Annotated in this window: 22 protein-coding genes and 3 pseudogenes; 20 read left to right on the top strand and 5 right to left on the bottom strand. The window is 33.2% G+C overall.

What is annotated here, in order from left to right; all coding sequences use genetic code 11:
- Window positions 1-105: 105 nt before the first annotated feature.
- From istB (ACFSCX_RS09755) to istB (ACFSCX_RS09745), 3 genes and pseudogenes are all read left to right on the top strand, one after another.
- Window positions 106-678, top strand: a pseudogene (gene istB, locus ACFSCX_RS09755) (IS21-like element helper ATPase IstB); the annotation flags it as partial.
- Between the two features lie 433 nt (window positions 679-1111).
- Window positions 1112-1513: a hypothetical protein gene (locus ACFSCX_RS09750; RefSeq protein WP_377928026.1), complete on the top strand. Its 402-nt coding sequence runs from the start codon at window positions 1112-1114 to the stop codon at window positions 1511-1513.
- A 247-nt stretch (window positions 1514-1760) separates the two neighbouring features.
- Window positions 1761-2462, top strand: coding sequence for an IS21-like element helper ATPase IstB (istB, locus tag ACFSCX_RS09745; RefSeq protein WP_377928028.1), 702 nt, complete (start codon window positions 1761-1763; stop codon window positions 2460-2462).
- A gap of 116 nt (window positions 2463-2578) precedes the next feature.
- Here istB (ACFSCX_RS09745) and ACFSCX_RS09740 read toward each other — a convergent pair whose 3' ends face one another.
- Entirely contained in the window at window positions 2579-3001 is a 423-nt protein-coding gene (locus ACFSCX_RS09740; RefSeq protein WP_377928025.1) for a hypothetical protein, read from the bottom strand.
- Between the two features lie 270 nt (window positions 3002-3271).
- Window positions 3272-4083, bottom strand: a pseudogene (locus ACFSCX_RS09735) (transposase); the annotation flags it as partial.
- A 295-nt stretch (window positions 4084-4378) separates the two neighbouring features.
- On the opposite strand from ACFSCX_RS09735, the gene ACFSCX_RS09730 reads away from it, so the two are divergent.
- A complete protein-coding gene (locus ACFSCX_RS09730; protein ID WP_377928024.1) occupies window positions 4379-4912 on the top strand; it encodes a hypothetical protein in 534 nt (177 codons plus the stop codon).
- A gap of 21 nt (window positions 4913-4933) precedes the next feature.
- On the opposite strand, the gene ACFSCX_RS09725 is transcribed toward ACFSCX_RS09730, so the two are convergent.
- Window positions 4934-5320: a helix-turn-helix domain-containing protein gene (locus ACFSCX_RS09725; RefSeq protein WP_377928022.1), complete on the bottom strand. Its 387-nt coding sequence runs from the start codon at window positions 5318-5320 to the stop codon at window positions 4934-4936.
- A 195-nt stretch (window positions 5321-5515) separates the two neighbouring features.
- On the opposite strand from ACFSCX_RS09725, the gene ACFSCX_RS09720 reads away from it, so the two are divergent.
- From ACFSCX_RS09720 to ACFSCX_RS09705, 4 genes are all read left to right on the top strand, one after another.
- Complete coding sequence (locus ACFSCX_RS09720; RefSeq protein ID WP_377928021.1) at window positions 5516-7441, top strand: hypothetical protein; 1926 nt, start codon at window positions 5516-5518, stop codon at window positions 7439-7441.
- Window positions 7442-7480: 39 nt separating this feature from the next.
- On the top strand, window positions 7481-8722 hold the full coding sequence (locus ACFSCX_RS09715) for an S-layer homology domain-containing protein (protein ID WP_377928020.1): 1242 nt from the start codon (window positions 7481-7483) through the stop codon (window positions 8720-8722).
- 250 nt (window positions 8723-8972) lie between these two features.
- Window positions 8973-9518: a hypothetical protein gene (locus ACFSCX_RS09710; RefSeq protein ID WP_377928019.1), complete on the top strand. Its 546-nt coding sequence runs from the start codon at window positions 8973-8975 to the stop codon at window positions 9516-9518.
- 330 nt (window positions 9519-9848) lie between these two features.
- Window positions 9849-11408, top strand: a complete 1560-nt coding sequence (locus ACFSCX_RS09705; protein WP_377928018.1) for a CAP domain-containing protein — start codon at window positions 9849-9851, stop codon at window positions 11406-11408.
- Between the two features lie 25 nt (window positions 11409-11433).
- Here ACFSCX_RS09705 and ACFSCX_RS09700 read toward each other — a convergent pair.
- Window positions 11434-11679: pseudogene (locus ACFSCX_RS09700) on the bottom strand (hypothetical protein); the annotation flags it as partial.
- Between the two features lie 117 nt (window positions 11680-11796).
- On the opposite strand from ACFSCX_RS09700, the gene ACFSCX_RS09695 reads away from it, so the two are divergent.
- From ACFSCX_RS09695 to ACFSCX_RS09655, 9 genes are all read left to right on the top strand, one after another.
- Window positions 11797-12336 carry a hypothetical protein gene (locus tag ACFSCX_RS09695; RefSeq protein WP_377928017.1) on the top strand — a complete coding sequence of 180 codons (540 nt, stop codon included), beginning with the start codon at window positions 11797-11799 and terminating at the stop codon, window positions 12334-12336.
- 755 nt (window positions 12337-13091) lie between these two features.
- Entirely contained in the window at window positions 13092-13358 is a 267-nt protein-coding gene (locus tag ACFSCX_RS09690; protein WP_377928016.1) for a hypothetical protein, read from the top strand.
- 144 nt (window positions 13359-13502) lie between these two features.
- Window positions 13503-13742, top strand: coding sequence for a hypothetical protein (locus ACFSCX_RS09685; protein ID WP_377928015.1), 240 nt, complete (start codon window positions 13503-13505; stop codon window positions 13740-13742).
- Window positions 13743-14010: 268 nt separating this feature from the next.
- Entirely contained in the window at window positions 14011-14448 is a 438-nt protein-coding gene (locus tag ACFSCX_RS09680; protein WP_377928014.1) for a hypothetical protein, read from the top strand.
- A gap of 63 nt (window positions 14449-14511) precedes the next feature.
- Window positions 14512-15204, top strand: a complete 693-nt coding sequence (locus tag ACFSCX_RS09675; protein ID WP_377928013.1) for a hypothetical protein — start codon at window positions 14512-14514, stop codon at window positions 15202-15204.
- A gap of 574 nt (window positions 15205-15778) precedes the next feature.
- Complete coding sequence (locus ACFSCX_RS09670) at window positions 15779-17257, top strand: S-layer homology domain-containing protein (RefSeq protein ID WP_377928012.1); 1479 nt, start codon at window positions 15779-15781, stop codon at window positions 17255-17257.
- A gap of 256 nt (window positions 17258-17513) precedes the next feature.
- The gene (locus ACFSCX_RS09665; protein ID WP_377928010.1) at window positions 17514-18290 is read left to right on the top strand and encodes a PD-(D/E)XK nuclease family protein; all 777 of its coding nucleotides are present in this window, start codon (window positions 17514-17516) and stop codon (window positions 18288-18290) included.
- Window positions 18291-18368: 78 nt separating this feature from the next.
- On the top strand, window positions 18369-18551 hold the full coding sequence (locus ACFSCX_RS09660; RefSeq protein WP_377928009.1) for a hypothetical protein: 183 nt from the start codon (window positions 18369-18371) through the stop codon (window positions 18549-18551).
- 48 nt (window positions 18552-18599) lie between these two features.
- Window positions 18600-19148, top strand: coding sequence for a hypothetical protein (locus ACFSCX_RS09655; RefSeq protein ID WP_377928007.1), 549 nt, complete (start codon window positions 18600-18602; stop codon window positions 19146-19148).
- A gap of 80 nt (window positions 19149-19228) precedes the next feature.
- Here the strand turns inward: ACFSCX_RS09655 and ACFSCX_RS09650 are convergent, their stop codons facing one another.
- On the bottom strand, window positions 19229-22390 hold the full coding sequence (locus ACFSCX_RS09650) for an S-layer homology domain-containing protein (RefSeq protein WP_377928005.1): 3162 nt from the start codon (window positions 22388-22390) through the stop codon (window positions 19229-19231).
- A 476-nt stretch (window positions 22391-22866) separates the two neighbouring features.
- Here ACFSCX_RS09650 and ACFSCX_RS09645 point away from each other — a divergent pair, with 476 nt between their 5' ends.
- The 3 genes from ACFSCX_RS09645 to ACFSCX_RS09635 all read left to right on the top strand — a co-directional run bounded on the left by ACFSCX_RS09645 (window position 22867) and on the right by ACFSCX_RS09635 (window position 25879).
- Complete coding sequence (locus ACFSCX_RS09645) at window positions 22867-24402, top strand: glucosyltransferase domain-containing protein (protein WP_377928004.1); 1536 nt, start codon at window positions 22867-22869, stop codon at window positions 24400-24402.
- A gap of 147 nt (window positions 24403-24549) precedes the next feature.
- A complete protein-coding gene (locus ACFSCX_RS09640; RefSeq protein ID WP_377928002.1) occupies window positions 24550-25515 on the top strand; it encodes a glycosyltransferase family 2 protein in 966 nt (321 codons plus the stop codon).
- Window positions 25490-25879 carry a GtrA family protein gene (locus tag ACFSCX_RS09635; protein WP_377928001.1) on the top strand — a complete coding sequence of 130 codons (390 nt, stop codon included), beginning with the start codon at window positions 25490-25492 and terminating at the stop codon, window positions 25877-25879. The genes ACFSCX_RS09640 and ACFSCX_RS09635 overlap by 26 nt, the downstream gene beginning before the upstream one ends.
- The last annotated feature ends 3 nt before the right edge of the window (window positions 25880-25882 follow it).

Below are 25882 nucleotides of genomic sequence, written 5' to 3'. Positions count from 1 at the left end.
TGACAATCATACAATGAAAGGTTATTATTTTTATCTGGTATATTTGGGTAATAAGTGTTTCATCTTATCTAGCAGAAACTGTCTACTTTAGTTTAGCAGTCACATATGGTTAAGGTGGGGGCATTTCCCCACTTTAAAGAGATTAAGGACTTTGATTTTGACTTTCAGCCTTCTATAAACAAGCAACAAATCCTTGATTTTACGTCTCTACGTTTTATTGAAGAAAAAGAGAATATCGTATTCTTAGGTCCAAGTGGTGTAGGAAAAACACACTTAGCAACTTCACTTGGAATAGCTGCAGCAAAGAAAAGAACCAGTACCTACTTTATTAAGTGCAATGAACTAATCTTACAATTGAAGAAAGCCAATGTGGAAAATCGTTTAGAAAGTCGGTTAAAGCACTATGGGAAGTATAAGTTACTAATCATTGATGAAATTGGCTACCTACCAATTGACAAGGAAGATGCGAAGTTATTTTTTCAATTAATTGATTTAAGATATGAAAAGAAAAGTACCATTCTAACTACGAATGTAAACTTTAAATCGTGGGATGAAATTTTTCAGGATTCTAAGTTAGCTAATGCGATTTTAGATCGTATATTACATCACGCGTCTGTTGTAAGTATAGTTGGTGATTCGTACAGAATTAAGAACTATTTAGAAAAAGATAAAGAGTAAAAATGTACATTCTTAAACAGTCAAAAGTGTACATAGTTAACTTGACATTTACAGATTGTGTAAAATTATCACTTGATCCTGGATTTATTTCTTTAAACATAGGTAGCAGACACTCAACCATATTAAAATTATTCTCCATTTTTTGTTGATTCAACAAGTTCGACAAATAATTCGACATGAAGTCACCTCTTTATATTCTTAGTTAAGGATATTTCAAAGTCTATTAAATTATCCCTACTAATAGATTACCTTTAAGTTCATTCACTATGAGAACGAGTTAAGGCAAAGCACACTAAGGTGGTGGAGGAATTATTGATAGATATACTAGCTTCTTTTACCAGTCCTATATACAAGGTATTAATTTTTTATTTAAGTATCATATTAATTATTTCAATACATAAAATTTACTAGTTTAGTTAAAAGGAGGAAACAAATGAATAATTTAGTAGTTTGGAGGAAAAATATTAAAGTAATCCTATATGAAGGGGTATCTAAAAATAAAAGTAGTATAAAAAAAGTAATTAATAAAACTGAACTAGATCTTAGATTCCGTAACTCTTTAGAAGCCCTTGATTACTTAGAACTTGTTTACGGAAATGGTGAACGTTTCGGTAAAGGAGTTGTATTCCCCTTTAATAAAAAAAAGAGGATTTACAAAATCGGTAACTGGAAGAGATGCGTAGATGGAAACTATTTATTTAAGATTCAACTTGCTGAAGTTGTTTGGATTAATGACAACAAAAGTATCAAAAAAAGATTCTTAAATCTATTTAAAAGAAAAAATAAATTAACAATCGAAAAAATAAATGAATTTATTAATCTATATTACAAATAAAGTAGCTTAGGTAACATCACAATACTTCTCTAAGTAATCAAACTAGGAAAAAACGAAGAAGACAAAGTACAAAACGATGTTTCTTTCATACATATCTTCGCACGTTATCTTTTATCACCGACTTCCCAATCAGTAATGTGATTGAAAGTGATTGGAATGCCGGAGGAAATCGTATATGATCAAGATGCGCTATTAGCAGTCAGCGAGAACGCAGGAGACCTTATTCTAACGTCAGAGTTTACGAAGTATTACCAAACCCGACAATTTAAGATTTATATTACGTGAGGCTGAATCAAAAGGCTGGACGTATCATGAGTTTATCCATGAAATTCTAAACTATGAGATGAACTGTAGGGAGAAAAAGAACAATGAAAGGTTGATGAAATGGGCTGAATTTCCGGAAAAAATGACGTTTGAAAACTATGATTTAAAAGAGCAATCAGCTATTGGAGAGAAGCAGCTTAACGTGTTAAAGGAGTTGAATTGGATAGAGGAATGTTTCACATTAATTATGATGGGACCAACAGGAGCTGGAAAGACTCATTTATCCATTGCCTTAGGTACCCATGCCGTGGACAAAGGGTATCAGGTATCCTTTGTATCCATGAACCAGCTTATGTATATTTTGAAAACAAGAGAATTCATTAGTAAGTCACAAACAAGGTATAAACGAATTCTCTCTTCAGACTTAATCATTATTGATGACGTTATGTACATGACTTATGAGGCACAGGAGGGAAACTTATTCTTTCAATTCATCTATGACTTATATGACAAAACTGCTTTTATTTTAACATCTAATAAAGGACCAGGAGAGTGGGGAAAGTTTTTGGGAGACCCCACTCTCACAACAGCCATTTTAGATCGTCTATTACACCGAAGTGAAATTATAACGTTTGATAAGGAGGCAGATAGCATTCGGATGAAGTACAGAAAGGCTATATTTTAATTTCTACCTGTTGAATCTTAATTGTGGAAACTTGTTTAAAATTAATTGTGAAAATCTGTTTATTTCTACTTGACGGTTACAATCCTCCTTGGTGTACTTAGTTTAAAGTTAATAAATTAGCTAATTTTTGATTCCTTCATTTCAAAATATTCTGGTTTAAAAACACTTGGTCTAATATTCTCATTTTTAGAGAGTGAGAGTACTTTTATCCATCCGTGTTCATCTAGAAGTCGTTTACTCATATATCCAATTCTTGCAGAAAGGTTAGTATTTTTTGTGCTTTTTGGACATTTCACACCAATTAATACTCGGTCTTCATTTATTTCTAATAATGTAAAATTAAAACCTTCTTCCTGATTGCGTTTCTTTAGTAATTCAATTTCTGTTCTAATATCCTCTTCTACATTTAGTCCAAGTTCAATTAAATTGCTATAATTTAATTTTTGATTGGCTAGTCGCAAAGAAATAATTATTTTCTTTTCTGAAATAGGTAAATATTGCTTATAGCCCTGAAATTCTTCTTTAATATCTTTACTCATAATTTTCCTCCTTTCAATTTTTTTTAAGTTGGAGAAAAAGTGGGCTTTAATTTTTAATCTGTATACAGGTGACCTCTGATGAGTACACTTGCTTAAATTTATGGAAAAATTCTCCTCTTTAGAACAAAGTTTGTTATATTTTCTAGATAATCTGTTCATCAAAATGTTTACTTAAACTCCAATTTCATTATCGTTTAGACATAAATATTTTAAGAATGATACTGAACATTAAAAGATTATTTATTAATTAATTCCGAGTTTCTTCCATTTTTGATAATCATATAGGATGGCAGGTGGTCTTTCTTGTCCAGTGCGATATAGCCACAGATAAGAAGAAGATTGAGCAGCGCGACCTGGTTCTCTTAAGACCTGTAAGGTTGTCTCATCCGCATGGAGAATATCCTGTTTTATGAGGAACTCATGTATTCTCTTGTAGAGAGGACTCAACCATTGATCAGCTCCGTGAAGGAGCCAATTAGCCATTGTCTCACGTGATAAAGAGAGACCAAATCGTTCGAATTGCTTTTCGATTCTATATAAAGATAGCCCATCCACGTACTTCTGGGGCATGATGTACACCATCATAGAAGGAGAAGTCAAACTCTTTGGTTGAACCGGTGAAGGCATAGGTGCCGTAACGATAGGTGTTGTTAGTTCTTCACGTTCACAGTGACGGCATGAATAGACATATCGTTTATGTTAAACAACTTTGACTTCAGGTGGAATGATTTTTAACTCTTTAGGAATTTCTGTGCTCATTTCATGTAAGATCCACCGCAACACGACAAACCTAGTCCTCATCAGAAAGGCGATACTCACTCATTTCTGTAGGCAGGTTTTCAAGCATGATTTCCCGTTGACCATGTTTCTTTTTACGGCGGTACGTAATGGTTTCAACAGTTGGTCTGGTAGTTGAGGATTAGCTTCTTATTCAACTTCGTTGAGAAGTTCCAGTACAATTTGATTTGGAGCCGTTTTCTCACTTGAAGAGCCGAATCGCTTCGTTGACTCAGGCGAAACTGCTCTTCATACCATTTTAGTTTCGCTGTTAATTCACTAACTTGCGCTTGTAATGATTCAATTGTAGGGTTCTGTGTTGAATTTTTCGTTGTATTTTTTCATACCTATAATTCTACTAAATCCTACATCAACCCTTCTCAAAACAATATAAACATACCTGATCTTAAAGGGTAAACTTAGTATTAACTAAAGAAGGAAAAACACTATGACATTGTTCAAAAATAAACATTTCCTTTAACAGCCGTTAATAGAAAACATCTGTGCAAAAAGATAGTATTTTCGCTACAAATACCCAGTAGATAATGGTAAGATATAGAGAGTTATTAAAAAGAAAATGTAGTGATAGGGGAAACTTTAATGGAGTTTAATGAGTATAAACAGCAATTGATCGAATTAATGATGAAATATAAACATTTGTTTGATCAAAATAGTTCCGGAAAGTATGAAGTATACTGCTCAGATTATCTTGCAAATCCTCTTAAAGAAATCATTCCTGGGACCTATCAAAATATATTAAAACATATTTCTGAGAATATAAGTAGTTACTTCAATAAACAAATCTCAGAGCGACTAAGTAAAGAAGATTGTTATCATTGGTTAGTTGAAAACACGAAGAATCCCAAGAGCTTTGAGTATATTTTACATGTACCTGAGGAATTTTGGCCTGTTTTTAAATATGATAGTGATGATATCATTAATACCCTTCACATCATTGCATATATTGAAATAGACAGTCCGTCTATCATTAATGGTGTTCATATGCCTTTAGACATTCAAGTGCATGATGTTTCAATGATTAAACTGTATGAATATAGTAGTCAACAGGATGTTTTGCAAGTCATTTACAGTATAGGAGAGTATCTAAAAACACTTAAAGTAGAGAAAATGTAAAATTTTCTCTACTTTTTTATTTTATTTTGATTCGCCCCATATAGTATCAATTATTGTTAACAACTTTCGTTTTTCTTCACTTGAAAACACTTTATCTCCAAATGTTACTTCCTTTGAACTTTGTAGCATCTCAAGGAGATTGATTTTCTCAGTCTCAAATTCCGTAAGAAAACCTGCCATATTTAATAGTTCTTCGATGGGCAATTCATATGCCTCTGCAATTTTCTTTAATATTTCAGGAGTTACCTGGACTGGACGATTGTTACGAGGATCTACTCCTTTTTCTAAAAGACTTAAATAATTATGAGAGATTCCTATTAAATCAGAGGCTTTACGAAGAGAAATCTTTAATCTATTAGTCCTGACATCTACTAAAATACTTCCTAGTGTTGCATTAACTTCTTCCATCCTAAACACTTCTTCCTTTATACATTAGCACATAAATTAAACGTTGTAATCAATCTCTAAACAGCAAGATACAGTATTTATATTAATATGATCCTATTATAACCTAAAAAATAATGTTTGACAATTTGTAATCAATATATTACTGTAATCAATATATTACTAATTGAGGTAATAGTTGAATTAGAGGTGAATTCATTGAAAATAATTATTTGTTTCGTTTTTACTATTGTTCTCCTTCTTGGGGGATGTAGTAAAGAAGTGTTTAATAAAGCTGTGAGTGATGGTCATTCTGCCATTGAGAACAAAGATTATCAAGCTGCAATCCAATATTTTAAAAATGCAGTAGAAGAAAACAAAGATGATGAAGAGGTTAATAAGTTATTAGAACATGTAATCGCTATGGATTCTGCGATCATAGCAAAAACACAAAATAACTTAGAGCAAACCCAAACTTTACTAAATGCTGTAATTACATACGAGGGTGGTTCTGAAACAATAAAGAAACATGCTCAAGACGAAATTGAGATTGTCAAAAAGCAAATTGGATATAATAAACAATTTGCTCATATTCAAAAATTAATTACAGAGAAACAGTTTCAAGAAGCAAAACTAGAAATTGAAAAAGTAATTAATGAAGTTTCAGATAATGAAATATTTGCAAGTCTGAAAGAAGATATGAATCAGTTAATGGCAGAGGTTCAAAACAAGTTAGATGAGATTGCTAGAAAAGATCAACATATGTATGCAAGTTACTTTGAAAAAGTAAATGTTATTAAAGATGATTTTGGTATCTGTAATCAAGACAACGGTCCAAGTGACTGTCCGGGGTTACAGTATGTTGAATTAATTGATTTCGATAATAATGGAACTTCTGAATTGTATGTGCTATACGGAAAATCGTATGAAGAGGGTTATCATGAAGAGGTATGGGGGTATAAAAATGGAGAAATTTTTCTACTAAACGAAAAAATATTTGATAACTATGGTCTAATTAGTGATTCAACTCGTTCTATTTCTTCTGTTAATGAAAAAATATATTTAATAGGAGCAGGGGGATACTCCGCAGGCACAAGAGGAGAGGATCCTAACTGGGCGGAAGACTTTTATATAACAGAAATTTTTGAAATTAACAACAATAAGCTGTCATCCATAGGAACTTTAATAAAAACTTGGAAACAACATATAGAAAATCTTGAAGAAAAGACTGAATACGAATATAAGACAAGTGAAAGTAATAGCAAAGCGATATCTGAAGAAGAGTATAAAACATTTCTAACAATATATGGTTATGACTCAAGAAAAGAAATTATTAATAGCGAATCTGGTTCAAAGATGCTAACTATTGATGTTTCTGACAATATCGATATTATTACTAAGTTCATCAGTACCTTACGAAAAAGCGTAAATTCTGCTAATACAAACGATTATCTTTCTACTCTGAATACTAATGAACAACAGAATTTAATGGCGTTTATAGATCAATTTAGCTACTTAGAAGAGGGCTTCGATAGAGATAACTATACTGACTTTCAAATCATGTCATTCTTAAGCGATGCTAGATTAGATGGGAAAATCAGTAAAGATGACTTACCACCTTCTTATATAACAAATGATTATATCATGGATGAGGATTTTGGATTTTATTATGGAGCTGCCTCAGTTGAACAGGTAAATACTCTGACTCAAAGATTATTTGGTGTTACAGTCGCTCAAAAAAATCTAGTTGTAGAAGGGTCTATGGAATATGATCTAGTGAAGTTTCAGAATGGTAAATTTTATATAATAAATCCTGATAGAGGGGGTAGTTTAGAAACTACATCTTCCCAAATAGATACCCTATATGATTTAGGGAATGGTTTATTCTACACAGAGTTTACGATTTATGCTACTGACCTTTTAGAAGGTGAAAATGACTTTTATAAAAAGCCTATTGATACATGGAGTACTGAAGAAAAGAATCTATTTGTGAATTATCCATCTAAATCAGGTTATGCAGTTGTAAAACAGAAAGAGGAAAACGGCAAGAACATGTGGCAACTAGTTAAAATAAGTATAGATAGTAAGATTCTAACTGATTCAGAAATAGACAAATATAAAAATTATTTAGTAACACCTAAATAGGGTTATATAAACAAATAACAATTTAAAGGAGTGTATTTAATGTTTAAGAAATTAGCAATCTCGTTTTTATCCCTTGCTTTACTTATCAATGTAACTCTCACTAAAGAAACAACTGCAGAAGAAAACGATCCGTTCTCTTGGATGAAGGATGCCGAAGCCAAAATTTCTCCGTATCTATATAACTATTTATTGGAGAACGCAGGGATGACTTCTTATCTATATGCCGATAAGACTATTAATCTGAAAGAAACAGAACAGTTTTTCGAATCAATTTTAGAGAAGACTAATGATTACATAATAGGAACTAAATTTAATTACACTACTATTATCACTAAAGAAGGTTTATTTATCTCATTTGCAGATGGAGTTAAATATGCATCTACCCTTTATGAAGGAAGTTATAGAGGAGATATCATTGTTCAAAGAGCTGTTAAACAATTTGCAGGACCAACCGTACAAAGTTTTGCACATCTAAATTTTAAACATCTTGATGCTACGTCATATAGTTTTATTCGAACTTTTGGAACTGTAAATTTACCAATGAACGTAGAAATCAGAGAAATCACAGAATATGAACAAAGGAGAGAAGGAAACTTAAACCCTTTTATATTTTCACCAGGACTAACACATAAAATAGACGGTTGGACTGGACAAATAGATGTCGATGGCATTCCTATAAAAAATAGTGGATATGATTATGGTTATGTAGGGATTACTTATAAAGGTGACAAGATTACAGTCTCAGAAGCACATACTAATAATAAATTTTTTAATTTGAACAATCATTTTTCACCAATCTTTAAAGATGCAGACGAATTGTACTGGGCAACAAAAGAAATTCAATGGGCTGTTAAAAATGGTTTAGTAAAGGGTTATGCTGACGGAACATTTAAACCCGAGAATACATTAACGGAGGCTCAACTTGCAACAATTCTTGCTCGATACTTTGACTTGAAATCAGATCAGCAGTACGGACATTGGTCACAACCAATCTATGACATGTTAAAAGCTTATAATTTACCACTTAAAGGTTACAAGGATGATAAAGTAAAAGATCAGCCAGTTACAAGAGGAACATTGGCACAAGTCTTTGCTGCAACACAAGGGAAGAAATCAGAACTGAAAAGCGCTGTACAATTCATGTATGATAACGAACTGGCAACTGCTCGTAATGGTCAGAAAACATACGAAAGTTATGGAGTAGATGAAGTGTTAAAACGTAGTCATATTTCTGCCTTCTTTCAACGTTTAGATGCGAGAGGTTTTAATGAGATTAAATAAAATAGTAGACACGTTCAATAGAGTTTATTTTATTTCTTGGAAATTTAAAGTCTAATTACCCATTAAAAGAAATAGCTGGGAAAGACCAGTAAAGTATAGAAGGGTAACTTCCTATTATTCTTTAAGTTCCCCATCATTAGTTACTTAGTGTAATAGGGACCACAAATCTATTTTTTTCGAGAAAAATGCTTAGTTTTTCATATAACCAACTGAAGTATTAGTCAAATAAAAAAATGAATGGAGAATCCAAATGAGTAGAATCATAGATACTTTTAAGAGAATACGACTTCAAAAAACTTCTATTAATGTAATGGGAGTTCAACTTGAATTAGGTATGGAACAGTCAAAAGCAATGGCTCCGGAACACCTTAAGGAATTATACGTAATTCGTAACATCTTATCACCATTTTCATACCGTTATGAAAATATGAAGTTGCAACTAGAGGAAGAACTAGAAGAAGATGTCATTGACCAAGAAATGTTGAGGAATCATTTGATTGTTCCTCTACGCCAAGAGGCTGTCAATTCATACAATGCTGTTGCTAGTACACTACTAGGAAGTGAAGCATTTTTATTGATGGAAGATGTATATAGAGAAGCAATTATTGCTGCGTTTGAATATGTGCATCATTTTGAATCTATATCAATCATTGCATTCCACAATGACGAGGAACTAGATTATAACGAAGAAGAGATTGAGCCCATGGTTGAAGGAGTCTTAACAATTATTAAAGTAGTAGATTATTATATTGCTGAACAAGAAGAGAAACTGAAAAAGCAGATTGTAAAGAATTAATTATTGTAAGAGATTTATTATTTTTTTCTTAGGAGATTTAATCGTTTTTATTAAAATATTTATTTATACTTTTTTCTAATTCTATATCTGAAACATTTGTCTCACAATTTGGTCCACAGTTCCTAATTCTATCAGAACAGAGATAATGGTTTTTTATATAATTAATTTACGGTCCAAAAACTATCCAAGTATATTTACTTAGTTTAAGGGAATGGGGAATCACACTTTTCAGTATTCCGTCATGCTATCGGTAATGACAAAAAATAAAGTTGATAGTGGGAATAACGTAGTTATAAAACATAAAATTAAACATGAAACTAGGTGGATACTTTGAATAAAATTTTGTTGATTATTATTACTGGTTTACTAACATTTTCAGTTTTTATGGTACCTAATTTACAAGATATACAGATGGTAGAAGCATCTAATGATGATTTTAATGAAGACCAGCAGAAGTTTTTGGAGTATTTAAATGAATTTAGAAAAGATGCGGGATTGAATGAAATTACCTTGAATCCGATTCTTAACAAAGCTGCAGAAAATCATGCATATTATTTTATAAATAATTGGGATTTAAGTAATCTTTATGGCGAGATAGAAGGCAATGAGGGTTTTACAGGAAAAGACGTTTATGACCGAATAATTGCAGCCGGTGGAGATGTTGATTTAGCAAGTAGATCGTTTGACAAGATGATAGCCAATTTTTCATATGATTCAGTAGAAGCAGTAAAAAGGTTTTTAAACGGGGCATGGGGAAGGTATGAGTTTATTGACCCAAGAACAGAGGAAATAGGTGTTGCACTTATTAGTGGAGTTTGGGTCTTTATTGCAGCAGTAAATCCTGATATGGAACCTGACATAATGTATTATCCTTATGATGGTCAAGAGGATGTAGTACCTTATTATTCGGCTTTATATTCATTAAGTCAATGGGATCCTCTAGAAAATTTTTATGATGAAGGGTTTGTTGATAATACTCCAGGATTTATCATATCATTTACTCCACCAACTTACACTGAGAATATAAAAGCAATTATTGTAAATAGTAAAGGTGAAGAAATCCCTTTCTATGAAGATAAACTTTATACAATTCAATTTTTACCAAAAGAACACTTAGAACCATTAGAAACGTATACAGTTTCAGTGGATTATGAGGATGGCCTAGACGGTAATAAGATAAAAAACAAAACATGGTCATTTACTACGGGGGATAAAACTTATAGTGGTAGTATTATAAAAAAACCTGAACCAGTTGAACCTCAACCATCTGAGCCGACAGTACCAAATGACCCAGTTCAACCGACTGAACCGGTACAGCCCCAACCAACTCAGAAACCAATAACATATGTTGATTTTAATCAAAATGAATACTGGGCAGAAAACATGTTATGGGCAATCGACTATGGCTTAATTCAGGGGTATAAGGACGTAGAAAACCCTAAGACTGGGGTGTTTGAAAATCTATTAAAACCATATAATGTGTTAACGGAAGCTCAATTCTTAACAATTCTTTGTAGATATAAGTATTCGCATGAATTTGCAACTACTGTAAGAAAAGAAGTAGACTTTTGGGCATCTGTACAATATCAATTAGCTGAAAAATACAATTTACCTACTAATTCATCATTAACTGATAAGTCTTACGCTGATAAGCCTATCACACGTGGAAAAATGGCTCAAATCTTAGCATCAGCACACTTCCAAAAGGAAGTATCGGAAGAAGATGCAGTTCAATTCATGTATGATGCGTTCTTATCAAATGGTTATCCTGCAGAAGATGGAAGTTTCCCTAGAACCTATGAATCGTTCGGTGCGGATAAAAATCTAGCAAGGGCACATATTGTAACATTCATGAAAAATTACCACAATTATTTAGAAAGCCCAAAATAATAATATACAAACGAGACAGGTACTTCTAAAGTGTACCCTCTGTAAAGGATATTAAAAAAGACTTTGCTACATTAAGAAGATGATATCTGTATTACAGATGTCATCTTCTTTAAGTTCCACTTTTATTGTAATAAGTCATATAGCTTTTATCACATACTTACTTCGAATGTTTCAGTGTTCTTAATATGTGCTTCATCCTTGACGTGTCCAAAGAACGACTCCTGTGGTGCGCATTATCCCAACAGTCTCCTAATCTTGACATGAATTGACCTCCCCCCAAAAAAATATGAAAGTTACCCTCGGCTACCTATTGTTTCAGGAAAATATAAAGGTAAATTTACACATATGTGGAAAATATATAATGCATATAGGAAGGGGGGGAAATATAATGGGAATGTGTTTTGAGGCTTATGTAGGCCACAGGTTGAATGAGGATGATATAAATAGGTTTTGTGATGAATTGAATTCAAATAAATTCAAATCTATAAATAGATTTGTAAATACCTATTGTTCTTTCAATAATACTCGAGTGGTACCAGATCAATTAGTGGATACCATAGATTTAATTGGTCCAAATATAATAAGTTTCATGTTTTCTGAGAAAGTGTGTCGTATTCATTCATATATTCGGTGGTGGGAATTTTTAATCGAAGAAGAAATTCAAAAACATTTAAGGAAAGTTTCATTTGAGATTATGAATTATTTCAATTCATCTTTTGTTATATACGTACCTGATACAGGGGCTCTAGAATCTTATTTAATAGATTTTATGTGGAAAGATGAAAACAAGGATGTTAACTACATGAGGAATTGGCTGCAAGAAAATTGCGGCCCTCCAAAAACTAGAATTATGGATATTTATAAACAATTTGATAAATATTGGGGTTCAGATGGCTATTTCATAGATGTATTCCCTGATATTAAATAATCAATATTAAAAAAATATTATGTTACCCGTTTGAGAGACTTTTGTTGAAATTTGAATATAGTAGTGACAAATTAAACTTGTGAAAAATCTTCCTAAAAACAATTTACATCTTTTTAGTGACTGTATCATGGGTTATTTAGCAGGACAAGTTTATGATGATATGCATATTACGATGAATAATTAATAAACCCGGACAGTTAGGAAAAAGAGGAAAAGATGTACAACAAATTATTATTACTAGACTAAAGATATTTTAGTTTAATTGGTTAGAGGTGCTGTCAGTGAAATTATCATATTTACTTATTTTCATCTTAATGAATTCGATAATCTATTTAAAAGCAATTTATATATTAGGGTGGACAAGAAGGGATACTTTTGAACTCATGGTTAGTATGAATTTATCATTTTTATCTGCTTTACTACTTGAGGTTGAATTCCTTATAGCGGCAATGTTCATTACACCAACAATATATATTTTTTCCCGGTTTCTTTATAAGAAATCTAGTCAATGATAGTACATTGAAAGATAGATTGAAATAGTAAATGGTATTAATTCACAGTGATAAGAAGGAAGTATTTGTGAAGTGGCAATCTCCAATAGGAAATAGTTTCCAATATGGAGATCCTATTATAATTTCCAATATACAATTACCTTAAAGTTTAATCCACGCATAACTTTTTAAAAAAGAGAAACATTTTAATGGTCAGGATAGTTGGAAAAAGTCACAAATAGGTTCTTGGGGAGAGGTAAAGAAATGGATTTTGGTAAACAGTGTTTTGATGGCTTGGAGAAGTTAAGCTGTGGGCTTCGGCGTGGGAATTCTTTGTACTTTACTTTAGACGAAATTAAACAGCTTCCAAATATTATTAAGCGTCTTAATTGTATTAACGACTTAGTGATAAGTCCTCTTCATATTACTGATATATCAGTTAAAGTGGTACATGTTGTTCAAAATAAATTTTTAGTGTTCTTAAGCGATGCAGGAAAAAGTAGTATTGATGTGGAATGGACTATGTCCTAATGATATTCAAATCCGAGTATTTAAGGACGAAACCTGGTTTAAACTTTAAAAGGTGAAATTGAATTTTCTTTAGAAGATTATGATATATGGAAATGTCCAATATGTAATAGAGTTTATTCATTTAAAAATAATAGAGTAGATGAGATGTTTTTACTTGAATATGACGATGTTGTTATTTTTACAAACTGTTTATGCGGTGAAAAGAATGACTTCATGAAATATGTTGCATATACGGATATTGAGATGGATAATTATACCTTAGAATTAGATATAGGAGATCCTATTAGCCTTTTGCAAAGCCCACCAAGGGATTTATGGAGTTGTGCCAAGTGTAATAGATTCTATATAAAAGAAAAACAAAAAGAAAGCATAATTGTATATTAAGAATGTAATTTATAGTGATATACAAGATAGCTAGTGATATACAAGATAGCTAGCATGGTTAATGTTAAAACATATTATGAGGACGGATTATCAATTTGAATTGTTCCATTTAGCAGGAAGGATATTACATATTGTTACCCCAAACATATAAAAAGGAGTAAAAAAGTATTATTATTAGATGTTCGTTTGAAAAAGGGGAAATAATGACGTATTCTAGAATTTATTTGGTGAGGTGAGTAACCTGGAAGTAAAAAAACTAGAAGTTAAAATGTTGAAAAGTGAGTATTGTGATGTTGAACATCAAACAATTCTAATTGATGATACTCCTCTAGATATCCTGCTTCATCAAAACTATCCCTCAGAACTTTTACTAGGTTTGATCCCATTAATAATGGATTGGGTTGATAATCTAATAGAAAGAGAATTTATTAAAGTAAGATATAAATCAAAAAATGAAGAGTTTGTTTTACCTATTCTAATGTGTCCAGATGATTGTGATTTGTGGTGCACAGTTATTGTTGCACATGTTGTAAGAACAAATGAGTATATCATATGGGACAAAATAGGTATTGATAGGAGTTCAAGTGAAGAACTACTGAAGGGGTATGATTGTATTGGATCAAGAGTTGAGTGGCTGGATAAAATACCTCAAATGAAATTTGATGTAGCTGAGTATTATACGCAGCTTGACAAGATTTATAGGTAGTAAACTGTTACTATGAAATTTATACTGACGAACCTTTGATGGTAATAGGTAAAAGAATGAGAGGTGAGCAAAATAAAACTTAGATTTATTAGTACACCGATTTACATCAATAGAAAAGAGTATAAAGTATTAAAACCATTCAATGATTTTCATAATATATATGTAAATGAGATAACAACAAAAGTATTTAGTATCTTTGGAAATGAAAGTGAACTAAAAACATTAGCCAATTTATTATATTTATTAAAGCGACATAAAGACATAATCATCTATTTACCTCTTAGAAAAAATCCTCAGTCTACTTACTTAAAAAATAGATTCAATTATTCAGTTCAACATGACATGGTTTTATTACACCATTCTGTACAACTTAATACAAAAGACTGGAAATGGATTAGAAATAAATTTGATAACTACAATCTAATAGAAATATGTTTTGAAGTTGATCTACCAGAATGGGATAAAGAAGAACAATTAAAAGGTTATGGTAGGGTTTACTATAAAGAAAACAATGACCTTCTAGACTTGAAAAGTTATGCTGAAACACTTTTTATAGTTGGTAGTAGTAAGCCATTTTACTTTCTATCCTATGATGTTGACTATGTCTCCCTTAATGGGAGAGAAACTTTTAATAATCAACCTGGGTTTCATGAACACGAACATATAGATTATTTGCGAAAACCTTATAATTCAAACAAGGGGAATGGATTTGCTCTATCTGTCAACTTCTATGATCAAGAGTTGTGGGGAGTATAAATCTGAACTAATTAAGAATGGATAAGGGATGAGGCTGTTACCCATTCGCATTTAAGGCTCATTTGGAATAAATGCTAACTTAAAAGTGTACATAAATGACTGTTTAAGAATGTCCAGTTTGGATGCAGCATTATATTCTGGAGGTGAATGGTATGCATATGCAAATCAGTGTAAATTATGAAGATTATAGTCTTGTAGATTACCTAAATTATAATTGTAATAAATATCTTCAGGGGTTACGATTCATCAAATATTAGAGATTGTACGTCAAGGATTGATGAATTTTACGAAGTTATTGCATTACTTCTATCTGAAGAATCAAATCAGAAATTTTACTACAAACAAGTGTTATAGCATTACCTAAAATACTCCTGATGAGTTAATTTAACAGGGTAAAAGCATATGTACTTGTAAGACCAATAAGGTCTCTATTTATTAGTTTCTATTTTGAGAAAAACTATAAAAGGTAGAAATGTAAACTTCCATTCCGAAACTTATTACTAACATTGAGTTGTTTACTTAAAATGCCAGTTGAAGTAAAATTTACTTGTTAAATACAATGTAGGAGGACACAATGAAAAAATTTCAAGCAATACTACTATCTATTATTCTATTAGTTGTCCCTTTTAATTCCAACTCGGTTGAATCTGCTAGTACTGATTTTATCGACCTTTCTAGCAATTCATTTGGCTATGAGCAAATTATGTTGCTAGTGAATAACGGAATTATAACAGGATACAGTGATAACACATTTAGACCGAATAATGTCCTGCAACGAATGCATGCAGCTGTATTATTTCAGAGAGCACTAAAGCTTGAACGTACATCTGATCAATATTCATTTACAGATGTGCCAAAAACACATGCTTATTATGATGCAATCGTAGCTTGCTTTGAACATGAAATTTTTAGAGGGTCTGGTGGGAAATTTAATCCTAGTCAAGATTTAACGAGGGAACAAATGGCTACCCTTTTAGTTCGTGCCTTTGACTTAGCGGATACAGGAGAAGCTGTCACATTTAAAGATGAATCTGCCATTAGTCCTTCTCATTTACCAAACGTAAAGATTATTAAACAACACGGTATTGCGACAGATGAATCATTTAAACCACATGGTAAAGTGACGAGAGCTGATTTTGCTGTGTTTTTAGGTAATGCTATGATGGCGATTGAGTTACCTATTATCGAAAATATCGAATTTATTGAAGGAACAAAGGAAATTAAAGTACTTTTTAATCAATCTATGATATTAAATAATGAAAGTCCCCACCTTGATCTTTGGGTAGATGGAGTGGAGACAGCTGAAAATCACACGTGGGATCAAACTGGAAAAGAAGTGAAGGTTTCGGTTAAAGAGCAAGGCTTATACGAGCTTACGTTTAATGGTGGAAAATTATCAACACCAATTTCCACTAGAATTCAAGTCTCATTTTCTCTTCAAACTTATACAATTGAGATGACGAATTTACGTACGTTCCAAATTAAATTTAGTGAGCCGTTTTCAATTACCGACATCAATATGCTAGGGGAAGTAAATGGAAAGGCTTTGATATCAGGATTTGAAAATCTAGGAAAGGATGGTATTCACGTTGGCTATCATCCTTTAGACGACAAAACCTTTGAGATTTCAAAAACGGAAGGAGCTTTTACAAGCGGAGAAGTTATTACAATCAATCCTGGAGCATTTGTAACAAGAAATGGCTCGAAACCGTTCGTAGCTCTCCATAACTCTGTAAAGGTCGAGGATCTATATAACCCAGAATTACTACGTGCTGAAGCCCAGAGTAACGAACGAATCATATTTACGTTTAATGAGCCGATTGATAAATCCAATTACTCAGGTGAAATCAATACAAAAGATACAGTACACGAGGATATTTTAATCAATGGAGAGCCATTTGTAGGATTAGTTGATTTTTCAGTATTTAATTGGGGAGTCTTACAACCTACCGTTCCTTTTGAACCAGGAACCTATGAACTTACAGTACAAAACGTCGTTGACTTTGCAGGGAAGAAAGCAGAACGAAAAACCGTAACATTTACCATTGATTAGATAGTGACAGTCACTTCCCGTTTTTTCTTGTTTCACACATATGTTCCACAAACGAAGAGCTCTGTAGGTTGCAGAGCTTTTCTCTATGCAAATTCGACAGGTGACAGGCAATACCCGAATATTCTTGTTTCACAGAATTGTTTCACAAAAATAGGTATAAATTCGGAAAATCTATGTTTTCTATAATCAAATATAATATAGTAGATGATAGATATTTAGTTTCTTAGGAGGGTATCATGAATCCGACCTTTGTGATGTGGTTGGCTTTCAGTTAGAAAAAGTCCATACCGGAGTCATTCAATGGATTTTAAATACAAATGAAAAAACAATCGATTGTGAACGAAAATATGAAGCAATTCGAAGGATATATTCATTTTCAAAAGGATATCGGTACGATTGGGAAGATTATAGACCGGAGGATATCGTGCGAATTACGTGTTATCCTGAATATTCGATTGGAAGATCTAGAAAGATAGATTTAGTAATAGAGATCCAATTAGTGAACGAACAACAAAAATATATAGTTATTGAGATGAAGGTTGATTCGATTCCGTATGAAGGACAATTACAGGGAACCCATCAGGACTTTCTAAAGCATAAAAGATGCAAGGAAGAAGATGTTGAATTCTTTCTTTTCCTTTTTGGTAGTTCTCAAGTCTGTTCATTACCTAAAAAACTTTCATTCCTTTACCGTTATGAAGCTAGATTTCATTCTAGAAGTATTCATGGGTATGCACACGGATCATTACATTTATACAGACTGGATTCAATCTATGATGATGAAAATTATCGAATGAGAGCCGTAAAACATTATGTACTCGAATCCAATCGGGAGTGGAATACAGAAGAATGGAAAGAGATAGGCTACCGACCTTGGATGTCGCTCATGTACTACATCTATAATAGTTTAAGGTTAAATGCGAAATCTGAAGCGTCTTGGGAAATTTATAGTGGTAGCAATAATGCTGTCATGAACTATAAGGCTGAATGGATTAAGAGCAAGGCTTTTGGAAAAAACATTGTGTACTTCTAGGAGTTTAACGGTGAGGATTTTCTTTTAAAGGTAAAGCTTGACGACCATGAAAAATTAACTGATCGCGAATTAAGAGATATGCGAAAACAAGTAGCGACGGCTTGTGATACCCTTCCCATACGTAAGGGAGGAAAGACGAGGCATCGCTATGGAACCTATAACTCACTATACAAATGGTCATTTGATTTCAAAATAGAGTTTAATGAAGTCATGGGAATTGTAGAAGGTATTATGGACGAAACTAAGAAAATATTGGTGTAAGGGTGTATATTCTTTTTTTAATACAATAAAAGTTTGGAGTTGAAAATGATGAAAAGGTTATTACTAGTAGGAATTATGTTCTCAATACTAGCCTTAGCTGCATGTCAACAACCGGTTGGTGAAATCAGTGTAGAGACTGAGGTAGAACCGTTAACAACTGTCGATGCTCAATTACAAGATGATCAAGTAGTGACGAAAAACTATCAAGGTTACATAAATGTTGTAACAAAAATGGATGATACGGATTTCAAGAAAATCACGAAGCTAGTTGTAAGGGATATACAATTCGCAGATAGTGAAATAGGAATTCCTGTCGTGTATCGTTTTAATCCAGAGCTTACTGAAGATGATATAAGAGCAATTTATGTAGCAACTATGAATGGAAACGTAAATACGAGCTATGAATATTTACAAGATGATTTTACGGATTATGGTTTAGAAAAAACGGAAAAAGGCGAATATACAACAAAATTACAATACATTATTCTACAAGCTCCAGCTGAAACACAAGACCTCTCAAATGAAGTCTCATTCATAATGGAATATCACTTTGAAGATGAAACAGTAAAGGAAAAAGAGTTAAAGGTTGAATTATAAGGATTTTAATAAAGAAAGAGGCTCTCGAAGAAATTTTACTTCAAGAGCCTCTTTCAACTTATTTTAATAAATACCTTGGATTACCTCTTCTCCACAACCTGTGTCTGTAATCCACTTACCACATTATTATTTAAATCCGAAATTGGAGCGATTTGCTCAATATATTCTCCTACTAAGTCAACAGTTGTGTCTCCGTTTAAATCTACAACTAGCTCCACTGTGTTTCCTGTCACGCGGGATGATAGAACTTCGTATTTTCCATTGCTAACTTCAAAGGATAGTCTAGTTACCGTGTTTGCATCAAGGGTTTCTGTGAAGTCCATGTAAATATAAGCTTTTTTACTATCAGCATGGTTCTTTACATAGACTTGTTCCTTGTCATTTTTAACTTGAATCGATGGTGTAATGTGATCGAGCACTTCATACACACCTTGAGTTAGTTTTTGACCAAATACGTTCGTCGTAGTTGGGGCTTTCTCGGATGTAATATATATACGTTTTCCATCAAGTTGACCATTTCCACTCAATTGATGGTCATTTTGTAATGTTACAACTACTGTAGATGCTCCATTTTCAGTTACTAACTGAATATCTTCAGGCCAAAGAATTTCGTTCGTATCTAACTTGCGATCACCATCCAAATCCTTGAATGGGATGAAATCCATTTCCACAAAATTTTTGATTTCTTGTCCTAATTCAATTTCAATTGTCTTGTTATCGATAGCTGTTACTGAAGAGGCATCAATTGTAAATGATGAATCTGACGATAACGTAATGGCATTTGAAAAGCTCTCGGTTGTATTACCGTTAAGGTCTGCAACCATTGCAACTTTCAACTGCAATTGATTTAACGTTTTATAACGAATCGCTTTCTTTAAGTCCTCAAAATACGTATTAACTTTCGCTGTTGGTGTGCCAACTTTTGTTATCACAAGCTCGGCCTTACCATTCTGATGATCATAAATATCGATTTGCAAGCCAGTGTTTTGGAGAGAGCTTAGTAGATAGCTAGTTCCATTAACAGTTAATTCGTACTTAGATAAATCAAGGATAGAGTATTGTCCTTCTGTTTGCATACTTTCCTTATAATCAATAATGAAGGTAACATATTTGTCTTCCTGTAACACATTAGCCGTGAAATCACCTGGTGCCTTTTCACTTCCAGCAGCGAAAGTAAATGTTCCTTCAGTAAGAGTGTTATCAAAGAGATCTACTATATTTTGAACTGTTAGTGTGTAAGTGTCATTACGTAAATAGCCATATTTAGTATCTAATGTAATGATAAAGCTACGATTTGTAAAATCATCCTTTTGAGAAATACGTTTAATTGAAACTGCTTCATTGCTTGAATTCTTTAGTAAATAGTTCGTTTGGTTTTGAGCCGATTGTATGGATAGTGGTTCGTTAAATACAACCTTTAATTCTACATAGCTACTTGATGCGTTTTCTTCTGGTAGAAGTTCAACGGATTGAATTTTTGTAGAAACTGCATCAGGCTTTAATTCTACACCATAGTCGATAGTAGTATTTGAATTTCCCCAGAGATCATTTAATGCATAGGCGTCAATCTTTATTGGCGTTGCTTCAGATTTGATGGAATCTTTCTCATCAAATACAACGATAATTTCATCTTCATCTTTTTGATACACATATTTTGCATTGATCGAGCTACTCGTATGATGGAAATAGGATGCTAGATTGGATTTACTGGCTAGGTTTACATCTCGATCAAACTTAAGTGTATATTGATTCGGATAAACATCTGTGACTTCTACAACTGTCGGCTTTGTTCGATTATAAATCATTGAAAATGAGTAATCTTGAATAGCCAGAGGGAATCCTGCAAAATCTGTTATGACCTTATCAAATTTAAGATTGTAAGAGCCTTCTTTAATATTCGTATTAAATTCAATAATGGCTTCGTTTCCATCGTTTAATACGGTAACGTCATTTATACTATACGTAGAATGATCAAGTGTAAATCCTGCACGAATTGCACGGTTTGTAATGATTTCACCTGATTTCGCCTCAAACTTCATTGCTTCTGAGAAATGAAGTTTTACTTTGTTTTTGCTTAATGGAACGACCTCTAGAATATAAGGATTTGTATCATCCTTAAATTCAACGACTACATACTGTTCAGCACCTGTTACGTCCTTGCCGATAAATAAGGTAGAAGTGACTTGATTAGCATGTGCCTCTGCAAGCGTTAATAGTAGTTCTTTATCGGTGGTCTTTGCTTCTGTAACCGCAATTTTCTTTCCGTCGCCAGTCTGGATATAGAAGTTTGCTAGATTTTCTAAGCTCGCTTTGTTATATCTTGAATGGTTAAAGCTAATCTTCACTTGCTTTAGATTTATTGCTTGAACGTCACGAACCGTTAATGGCTGATCTTCAACCGTAACATTTGTTTTGATTGTGTAAGAAGTATCCTTTAATGTTCCTGTTAAAGCATATGTTCCAGGTTTTGATAAATCAAAGTCTGCTGAATTCCATATAACTTCAACTTCTTTTTGCTCACCGCTCTTAAAATAGGCATTAACAGAAGAAGGAAGTGTTGGATCCTCACTTATATCTATTTTTTGATCAGCAACAGGCTCAACATATTCGACCTGCATCCATGCGCGGTACATAAAGGTAGCAAATTGCCCTCTAGTTACGACGTCATATGGTGTATAGGTACCATCCGCCTTACCAGTTGTAATCCCATTTTGGTATAGAATTTTCACATTTTCACGATGTTCTTCTGAAATTGTATCCAAATCAGTTAATGGGACTTCAACACCTTCAATTGGACGTAAATTAAATGCACGAACAAGCCAAGTTGCCATAACATCACGAGTTAGTCCATTCCCAGGGTAGTAGTGTTTATCTGAGTTGGGTGAAATGATTCCTTCATCTTTAATTGCAGCAACCGCTTCTTTTAATTCACTATCTAGGTGAATATCTTCATAATTTCCAGTAAGCTCTTCTATATTTTCTGGTGTTTCAAGCTTAAGGGCACGTGATAATAGTTTTGCCACTTGTCCTCTGTTTAATGATTGGTTCGGTCTGAAGGTCCCATCTGTGAATCCATTAATGATTCCAAGATTGGCAAAGTAGATCACTTCTGTATAAAATGGATCTCCTTCTTTTAAGTCTGTAAATGAAATTCCACTTTCCGCAACTGTTAAAGATGGTGCGGCAGTAGATGCAATAAGTACTGGAGTTAGCGCAAGTGCAGTGAATTTTTTTATACTCATTAATATTCCTCCATTCTATCTATTTCTACATCATTTTCCGACAAAAGGAAATTTTACCATTCTATCATACTATATATCTAGGAGTGGATAAAGGGAAAAGGGGTAGTGGGATAATTCTATGCCTAGTAATCGTCTCAAAAGGTTTACTTACAGTGAGAAATCTTTGGAATGTTGTCGTTCCTTGGTGAAGTGTGTATGGAGTTAAAGGAAAGGGTAGTGTAGAATAAAGTCGAAGATAAAGCAACTATAGTTACGACGAACAAAATGTAACGAGAGATTAATAAAAATAGAAACAAGATAAGTAAATCGCAAAACGAGGCAAGAAACAAAGCGTGGAAAAGTAAAATTCAATGTATTAGTTCCACTAAGGGATAGAAAAGTACTCAATATGATTGCAAACCTCACGTTGAGAAGCAATACTTGGTATGCTATATTTAGTCGTATATTTTCAACGTGCGACGTAAAAGGAGTTTATTATGCCTGAAGAATTGCTAAAGAAATGGAATGAACGAATAAAGCCTGAATGGCGCTTGGCATTTATTGCTGCACTGCTAATCGGCTTTTTTACCCATATGTATGTGTTTACAAACATGCTGCCGAATCATGATGGCTTGATTAATATTTATAATACGCAGCGAAAATTCGGTTCCGGTCGGTTTTTTCTAGGATCCTTTAGTGGAATCAGTTCCTACTTTGATTTACCTTGGGTCATTGGGAGTTTATCGATCCTATATTTATCGATTATGTCAGTCCTACTTACCGAGCTTTTTGAACTCAAAAAGAAGCTATCGATCATTTTAACAGCGGGACTGATTATAACGTTTCCAACTGTCGCTGCAACGTTTTCCTACATGTTTACAGCAGACGGGTACATGGCTGGAAATCTATTAGCCGTTCTTGCTATCCTGGTTACAAAGAAATATAAGCTTGGCTTTCTAGCGGGTGCCGTTATTCTCTTTGTAAGTGTTGGAATATATCAAGCGAATTTAACATTGATACTAACTGTAATCTCTATCTGGTTTATTCGTGAACTTTTATTTCAAACAGTGTCAATCAAATCATTCTTTCTATATCTTTTAAGATATGTAAGTATGACCGTGATTGGTATGGGACTATACACGTTAACGTTTAAAGCCTATCAAATTTGGTTTGGCGGAACAATTACAGATTATCAAGGATTAAATGAGGTAGGAACGACAGCTGGTACATATAGTGATCAATTTTCGAAAATTAAAGAAGCTTCTCTTGAGTTTTTCTTTAGAGGGTTTGTAACGACTAACCCCATTAAACTATTTGAGCTTTTAAATGTAGGCCTGCTGATTTTGGTCGTACTTATCCTTTTAGTAGTGGCGATTCAGAAAAAAATATATGTGAAGCCCGTTCACTTCCTATTACTAATTTTCTGTATCGTGAGCTTACCTATCTTATCATTTAGTCTTTACTTTGTTTCACCTGGTGTGGAGTATCATATGCTGATGGTCATGGCTTTATCGAGCTTCTACTTACTTCCGATCATTCTTTATGACAGACTGGAGGTACCTACTTTCGGTGCAAGATTGAACTCTTGGGGAGTAGTGGTCTTCGTTTCACTAACCATCTTTAACTTTGCTCTTATTGATAACATTGCCTATTTTAATATGACCTTAAAATATGAAAAGTCTTACGCACTTGTGAACCGGATATTGGACCGGGTTGAGCAAACAGAAGGTTATGAGGATGTGGAAAAGCTTTTTGTGTATGGTAGGGTTACAATGAAGACAAAAAATGCTTCCGAAAGAATTCCGGAAAACATTCCAACGATGACTGGTGCGATGGGCGAAATTATCTTAGCTCAACCGTATCACTATCAATACATGCTCGCGAATTATTTTGGGAAATCTCTCAAGCTTGCAAATGAACGGGAACAAGAAGCGATTTTAAATAGCGAGGAGTTCTTGGAAATGCCCGTCTGGCCGGCTAATGGCTCCATCAAAATAGTAGATCATATCGCAATAATTAAATTAAGTGAATAAATACATTACATCTTGTCTAGAGAGAGGGAAACGATCCGATATATTTATATTTTGTGAATACTGCTAAAATACAAGTAATACGAATGGTTACTTGTGGTAAAACTGCATAATACATTCACATAAAAATTCAATTGGGTGGCATGCAAAATGAAACTTTCGATTGTCGTACCTTGCTACGAAGAAGAAAAAGTAATTGAACAATTTTATAAAGTGATAACCGAAACACTTGAACAGGAAAAATTTGAGTATAACCTAGTTCTTGTGAATGATGGGAGTAAAGATAATACGTTATCGATCTTAAAGGCTCTTGCTCAAAAGGACGAGCGTGTGAAGTATATTACGTTTTCCAGAAATTTTGGGAAGGAATCGGCCATGCTAGCCGGCCTTTCTTTCTCAGATGGAGATGTCATCATTATTATGGACGCCGATCTTCAGCATCCACCTTCCCTTATACCAAAGCTTGTAGAAGGGTATCATGAAGGCTATGACCAAGTCATTGCTCAGCGGACTAGAACAGGAGACTCGTTTGGTAGAACGGTATTATCTAGATTGTATTATAAGATGATTAATAAGCTTGTTGATGTGAAGCTTGTGAATGGTCAAGGGGATTTCCGTTTGTTAAGCAGAAGAGCTGTTAATGCCTTATTAGATTTAAATGAGTACAATCGTTTTTCAAAAGGGCTCTTTTCTTGGATTGGCTTCAAGGAAAAGGTTATTAAATATGAAAACGTATTACGAGATGCTGGTGAAAGTAAATGGACCTTTTCAAAGCTTCTAAGCTATGGAATTGATGGGGTGATTTCCTTCAATAATAAGCCTCTTCGTATATCCATTTACCTAGGCATAATCACGACTGTTTTTGCCATTCTATATGTGTTTGTGTCATTAGTACAGAATTTAATCTATGGTATAGATGTACCTGGTTATTTTACAACGATTGCTTCTATTTTAGTGCTTGGTGGAATACAATTACTATTCCTTGGCGTGATTGGGGAGTATATTGGAAGAATTTATTATGAGATAAAAAGACGACCTCATTACATTATTGAAGAGGAAAACGTTCGTAAGGGAGAAGAGGTTAAGGAACATGTTTATACCTCACGAGGTTATTAGATTCATTATCGTTGGTTTTATGAACACGTTTAATTATTATGTGTTATATTTACTATTTTTTCATCTGTTTGGCTGGCATTACATGGTATCACATGTGTTAGCCTTTATAATTAGTATGATTGGATCCTTCTTTATGAATTCCTATTTTACGTATAAGACGAAACCGACATGGAAGAAGTTTTTCCAATTTCCACTAACTTATGTTGTCAATATAACGGTTACGAGCACGGCGATATTTCTACTTGTCGAAGTGATGAAATTAAACGAGACGATTTCACCACTGCTGGCATCCGTTATTGCGATTCCATTTACGTTTATTATTTCGAAAAAGATTCTTGTCAAAGATGAAACAAAAACAAGTTAGGAG

It is taken from the genome of Bacillus salitolerans (assembly GCF_042680805.1).
In the GTDB taxonomy this organism is placed as follows: domain Bacteria; phylum Bacillota; class Bacilli; order Bacillales; family SA4; genus Bacillus_CJ; species Bacillus_CJ salitolerans.
This window is presented reverse-complemented; position numbering and strand designations above follow the sequence as displayed.

Excerpts from the sequence above, each read along its gene's own strand:
- ACFSCX_RS09750 (WP_377928026.1), top strand. The coding sequence starts at position 1,112 with ATGAATAATTTAGTAGTTTGGAGGAAAAATATTAAAGTAATCCTATAT.
- ACFSCX_RS09650 (WP_377928005.1), bottom strand. The coding sequence starts at position 22,390 with ATGAGTATAAAAAAATTCACTGCACTTGCGCTAACTCCAGTACTTATT.
- ACFSCX_RS09710 (WP_377928019.1), top strand. The coding sequence starts at position 8,973 with ATGAGTAGAATCATAGATACTTTTAAGAGAATACGACTTCAAAAAACT.
- ACFSCX_RS09715 (WP_377928020.1), top strand. The coding sequence starts at position 7,481 with ATGTTTAAGAAATTAGCAATCTCGTTTTTATCCCTTGCTTTACTTATC.
- ACFSCX_RS09655 (WP_377928007.1), top strand. The coding sequence starts at position 18,600 with ATGAAAAGGTTATTACTAGTAGGAATTATGTTCTCAATACTAGCCTTA.
- ACFSCX_RS09690 (WP_377928016.1), top strand. The coding sequence starts at position 13,092 with ATGGATTTTGGTAAACAGTGTTTTGATGGCTTGGAGAAGTTAAGCTGT.
- ACFSCX_RS09695 (WP_377928017.1), top strand. The coding sequence starts at position 11,797 with ATGGGAATGTGTTTTGAGGCTTATGTAGGCCACAGGTTGAATGAGGAT.
- ACFSCX_RS09725 (WP_377928022.1), bottom strand. The coding sequence starts at position 5,320 with ATGGAAGAAGTTAATGCAACACTAGGAAGTATTTTAGTAGATGTCAGG.
- ACFSCX_RS09740 (WP_377928025.1), bottom strand. The coding sequence starts at position 3,001 with ATGAGTAAAGATATTAAAGAAGAATTTCAGGGCTATAAGCAATATTTA.
- ACFSCX_RS09730 (WP_377928024.1), top strand. The coding sequence starts at position 4,379 with ATGGAGTTTAATGAGTATAAACAGCAATTGATCGAATTAATGATGAAA.
- ACFSCX_RS09680 (WP_377928014.1), top strand. The coding sequence starts at position 14,011 with ATGTTGAAAAGTGAGTATTGTGATGTTGAACATCAAACAATTCTAATT.
- ACFSCX_RS09660 (WP_377928009.1), top strand. The coding sequence starts at position 18,369 with ATGCGAAAACAAGTAGCGACGGCTTGTGATACCCTTCCCATACGTAAG.
- ACFSCX_RS09685 (WP_377928015.1), top strand. The coding sequence starts at position 13,503 with ATGTTTTTACTTGAATATGACGATGTTGTTATTTTTACAAACTGTTTA.
- ACFSCX_RS09640 (WP_377928002.1), top strand. The coding sequence starts at position 24,550 with ATGAAACTTTCGATTGTCGTACCTTGCTACGAAGAAGAAAAAGTAATT.
- ACFSCX_RS09645 (WP_377928004.1), top strand. The coding sequence starts at position 22,867 with ATGCCTGAAGAATTGCTAAAGAAATGGAATGAACGAATAAAGCCTGAA.
- ACFSCX_RS09670 (WP_377928012.1), top strand. The coding sequence starts at position 15,779 with ATGAAAAAATTTCAAGCAATACTACTATCTATTATTCTATTAGTTGTC.
- ACFSCX_RS09635 (WP_377928001.1), top strand. The coding sequence starts at position 25,490 with ATGTTTATACCTCACGAGGTTATTAGATTCATTATCGTTGGTTTTATG.